The following is a 5,043-nucleotide window of genomic DNA, read 5'->3' on the forward strand; positions in this document are numbered from 1 at the left end:
GACTGGATGCTCACGCCGCTGCTGCTGCTGTGGCCGATCAGCCTGGCGCTGACCTGGCTGGTGGCGCAGAACATTGCCGGCAAGCCGTTTGACCGCGCGCTGGAGTACAACGTGCAGGCACTGGCCAAGCTGATCGTGGTCAAGAACAAACAGGTGCAGTTCAACCTGACCGCGCCGGCGCGGGAAATCCTGCGTGCCGACGATACCGACCTGGTGTTCTACCAGGTGCTGGGCGCGCGCGGCGAATACATCAGCGGCGAACACGACCTGCCCCTGCCGGCGGACGAGGAGATGACCTTTGACGGCGAAGTACGGCTGCGCGAAGACGTCATGCAAGGACAGGACGTGCGGGTGGCCTACACCTGGATCAAGGCCGACGTACCGGGCGGCCACCCCATCCTGGTACAGGTGGCCGAGACGCTGGAAAAGCGCAAGACGCTGGCCACCGAGATCGTCAAGGGCGTGATGGTGCCGCAGTTCGTCACCCTGCCGCTGGCCGTGCTGCTGGTCTGGCTGGCGCTGGTGCGCGGCATCAAGCCGCTGGACCAGCTGGAAAAACGCATTCGGGCACGCAAGTCCGACGACATGAGTCCGCTCGATGAAAGCATCGTGCCCGAAGAGGTGGCGCCACTGGTCTCGTCCATCAACGACCTGCTCGGCCGCCTCAAGGTGCTGCTGAGCACGCAAAAGCGCTTTCTCGCCGACGCCGCCCATCAGCTCAAGACGCCTCTGGCCGGACTGCGCATGCAGGCCGACCTGGCGCAGCGCGAGACCGACGCCGACGAACTTAAAAAATCCCTCAAGCAGATCGGCCGCGCCAGCATCCGCGCCACCCACACCGTCAACCAGCTGCTGGCCCTGGCGCGCGCCGAAACCACCGGTCGCAGCCTGGCCAAGCAACGGCTGGACCTGGTGCACATCCTGGCCGAGGCCATCCAGGACTCGGTGCCACGGGCGCTGGAAAAACACATCGATCTCGGCTACGAGGGCCCACCGGCCGGCGAAGCCGCCAACATGCTGGAAGCCAACCCCACGCTGCTCAAGGAGTTGGTGCGTAACCTGCTGGACAACGCGCTCAACTACACCCCCGAAGGCGGCCAGGTCACGGTCCGGCTGCTGACCGACCGCTTCAGCGGCGTGGTGGTGCTGCAGGTGGAGGACTCGGGCCCCGGCATCCCGGCCGCCGAGCGCGAGCTGGTGCTGCAGCCGTTCTACCGCGCGCTCGGCACGAACGTCGACGGTTCGGGGCTGGGGCTGGCGATCGTGGAGGAAATCGCCAAACAGCATGGTGCCACTGTTGTCGTTGACGACGCCATGCCCGGGCGCACGCCCCCGGGGACCCGTGTGACCATCCGCTTCATGGGCTTTGCCGACCTGCCGCTGGAATGAGGCCTTGTCCGGCGTAGCAACAAGCCCCCGTCCGTACGCAGGGGCAGGGCGGCCTGCCTACACTGAGGGCATCTGTTTCCGGAGATATGTCCCGCATGAGTCCCAAGTCCCACACCCTCCCTGCGGCCGAAGCCAGCGCCAGGGAAAGCCGGCGCCACATGCGCACCCGACTGAAAATCGGCCTGTCGGCCTGCTTTTCCCACGCTGATCCCACCCGCTCCCTGTTCACCGGCAAGACCCTGCAGTATGTCGAGCAGACCGTGGCCCACTGGATCATGTCCTCCGGCGCCATGGTGGTCATGGTGCCCTGCCCGACTGGCGAGACGCAACGCGGTGACGTGAATTTCGACGACTACGCCCAGTGGCTCGACGGCCTGGTGCTGCACGGCGGCGCCGATGTGTGGCCCGGCAGCTACGGCGAGGAGCCGCTCGAAGAACGCTGGTCTGGCGACCGCGTGCGCGACGATTACGACAAGGCCCTGGTCGCCTCCTTCGTCAAAGCCGGCAAGCCGGTCTTCGGCATCTGCCGCGGCCTGCAACTGCTCAACGTGGCCTTCGGCGGCACGCTGTACCAGGACATCGCCACCCAGGTGCCCGAGTCCTTCCTGCATCGCGACGCCGTGATCTACGACCAGAACTTCCACAGCGTGGAGATCGTGCAGGGCACGCAGCTGTCGCGCCTGTACCCCGGCGTGGAACGCGCACGGGTCAACAGCATTCACCACCAGGGCATCAAGGACCTGTCGCCCGAGTTCGTGGCCGAGGCCTTCAGCGTGCCCGACGGCATGGTGGAAGCCATACGCCGCAAAGACCCGTCAAAAAGCTTCATCGCCGCGCTGCAGTGGCACCCGGAGTTTCACCAGCCGGGCTCGGACACGATTGATGACGCGGCTGTGCTGGAGGATTTTCTTTCCGCGGTGGCAGCGGCGAAGAAGCATGTGACAGCCTGAGGCGCCGCCGCTTTCAAGGAAAAATGCCATTTCCCCCAATAGGGATGTGCGCCAATAGCTATTGAATTCATAGCATTTTTATTCCTCCCGGCGGGCGAAGGAATCAATACGGGTTCGGGTGCGGGGAGACATGACGCGTGCAGCGCGTCATGCCGGACTCAACAGACCGTCATTCATGCACGCGGGTCCAGCACGCGCTGCCAAATGAAGTCCCCCGCCGTCGCCCAGCGGGGCCAGGGCAGGGGTTAGGGGTGGGAAGGGGGAGTCCGTCCTCTGTCCCAGGGAGGCCGCAGACGCAGCGTGACGCCGGGCCAAGGGGTTGTGGAATTTACTCCGCCGTCAGATGCTTCCCGACAATCCCCGCCAGCTCAAACATCGTCACCTGCGGCTTGCCGAAGACGGCCAGCAGCTTGGCATCGGCGTTGATGGCGCGCTTGTTGGCCGCATCCTGCAGGCCTTCAGCCTTGATGTAGTCCCAGAGTTTCTTGATGACCTGGGTGCGGGCCACCGGCTCGGCGCCTATCACCGCGGCCAGCGCATCGCTGGGTTTCAGTCCGCTGCCCGGTTTGGCCACGCGCGGGGCCTTGGGCTTGGCGACCTTGGCTGCCGGCGCTTTTTTGGCGGCAACTTTTTTTGCAGCCACTTTTTTGGCAGCCAGGCCTGCGCCCTTGGCTGCGACGGTTTTGCCGAACGGGGTTTTCACCGTGCCACTGCGCGGCGGGCCGGCGGTCTTGCGTGGCGGAAATTTCGACGGCGCAAACTCGAAGTTGACCTTGCCGGCTTCCGCGTCCCAGGCCAGCATGGCCTTGAAGGGCCGGCGCGTGCGCATGGACACAAACTTGTCGAGCAGGTCGGTCTTCCCGCTGGTGAGCAGCTTGACCATCTGCTCGCGCTCGACCGGCTGCTGCAGGATCATCTGGCCGGTCTTGAAATCGCAGCTCGGCGTCGGCTGAGCGTTGGTCGGCACCGACTTCTCGCAAACATAGTTCTTGCCATGTTCGAACACGCCGGCGCCGCACTTGGGGCAGGGGCCCAGCGACTGCTGGCCACTGAAGTCCACGATCTCGCCGGTTTCGCCGGCCTTGTCGTCGCCGAAATCGAACTCAAGCTTGTAGTTTTTCGTCTCTTCGTCGAATTTGATGACCATCTCGGCAGTGAAGGGCCAGCCGGCCTTGGAGCGGAAACCGTCGAGCGGGCCGATCCGCTTGTCGCGCAGGAACTGCTCAACCTCGGCCACCTCGAAGGTGCGGCCGGCCGGCGTCTTGCCGAACGAGAAGCCGCAACCGTCGTCGCCTTTTTTGCCGGTGCAGGTGTAGCGGCGGTAGTTTTCCCTGATCACGCCGCCGCAGTTGGGGCAGGGCGCGCTCAGGGTGGCGTAATCGCCGGGAATGGTGTCCTTGTCGTAACCCTTGGCCTTGTCGACCAGGTTCTTGGTCATGGCGGCAATTTCGGCCATGAAGGTCTCGCGGCTGAGATTGCCGTGTTCCATCTGCGCGAGCTTGTGCTCCCACTCGCCGGTCAGGTCGGCGCGCGAGAGTTCTTCCACGCCCAGGCCGCGCAACAGCGTCATGAGCTGGAAGGCCTTGGCCGTCGGGATCAGCTCGCGGCCTTCGCGCAGCATGTATTTCTCGTTGATCAGGCCCTCGATGGTCGCCGCGCGCGTGGCTGGCGTGCCCAGGCCTTTTTCCTGCATGGCTTCGCGCAGCTCGTCATCGTCGATCGTCTTGCCGGCGCCTTCCATCGCGCCCAGCAGAGTCGCTTCCGAATACCGGGCCGGTGGCCGCGTCTTCAGCCCCTTGGCCTCGACCACCTCCGCGCGCACCATCTCGCCCGGCTTGACCGGCACCAGGCTCTGGCCCTTGTCGCCTTCCTTGGCATCGGCCACTTCATCGGCGGCTTCCTTGCCGTAAATCGCCAGCCAGCCCGGCTTGACCAGCACCTTGCCTTCGGTCCTGAAACTGTGGCCGACGGCCTGCGAGATCCGGGTGGTCACCAGGTATTCAGCGCTCGGGAAAAACACCGCCATGAAACGGCGCACCACCAGGTCGTACAGCTTTTGCTCGGCGTCGCTCAGGCCGCTGGGCGCCTGCAGTGTGGGGATGATCGCAAAGTGATCGCTCACCTTGCTGTTATCGAAAATGCGCTTGCTCGGCTTGATGTAGTTGCCCTTGAGCGCCGTGGCCGCGTGCGGGGCCAGGTGTTTCATGGGGCTGGCGGCCAGCATTTCAAAGGTCTGCCTGACCACCGGCACATAGTCTTCGGGCAGCGCCCGCGAATCGGTACGCGGGTAAGTCAGTGCCTTGTGACGCTCGTACAGGCTTTGCGCGATCGACAGCGTGGTCTTGGCCGAAAAGCCGAACTTGCCGTTGGCCTCGCGCTGCAGCGAGGTCAAATCAAACAGCAGCCCCGCCGCCTGGGTGGTCGGCTTGCTTTCTTCGGTCACCGTGGCGGCCTTGCCGCGCACCGCGTCGGCAATCGCCAGTGCCTCGCGCTCGGACCAGACGCGGTCGGCCTTCAGCTCGGCATCAGGCTCGGCGTTGTCTGCATTGGCGGCGGCTTTTTTCCACTTCGGGTCAAACCACTTGGCCGGGTATTCGCCGGCCTCAGCCAGAAACGTGGCATGGATCTCCCAATAGTCACGGCTCACGAACTTGCGGATTTTTTCCTCGCGCTCGACCACCACCGACAGCGTCGGCGTCTGCAC

At 64.7% G+C, this 5,043-nt stretch carries 3 protein-coding genes; 2 read left to right on the forward strand and 1 reads right to left on the reverse strand.

Translation table 11 applies throughout. The features are described 5' to 3' along the window. Together PSV33_RS02325 and PSV33_RS02330 are read left to right on the forward strand one after the other, a co-directional pair. The coding region (locus PSV33_RS02325) for a sensor histidine kinase (RefSeq protein ID WP_300558145.1) at window positions 1–1,389 on the forward strand (1,389 nt) is incomplete at its 5' end. A 158-nt stretch (window positions 1,390–1,547) separates the two neighbouring features. Beyond that, window positions 1,548–2,339, forward strand: coding sequence for a gamma-glutamyl-gamma-aminobutyrate hydrolase family protein (locus PSV33_RS02330; RefSeq protein ID WP_300558150.1), 792 nt, complete (start codon window positions 1,548–1,550; stop codon window positions 2,337–2,339). 328 nt (window positions 2,340–2,667) lie between these two features. Here the strand turns inward: PSV33_RS02330 and PSV33_RS02335 are convergent. Beyond that, window positions 2,668–5,043, reverse strand: a 2,376-nt coding sequence (locus tag PSV33_RS02335) for a DNA topoisomerase III (protein ID WP_300558148.1), incomplete at its 5' end; no start/stop codon positions are given.

Origin of the sequence: Polaromonas sp. (assembly GCF_029945895.1) — a bacterium.
GTDB lineage: Bacteria > Pseudomonadota > Gammaproteobacteria > Burkholderiales > Burkholderiaceae_C > Polaromonas.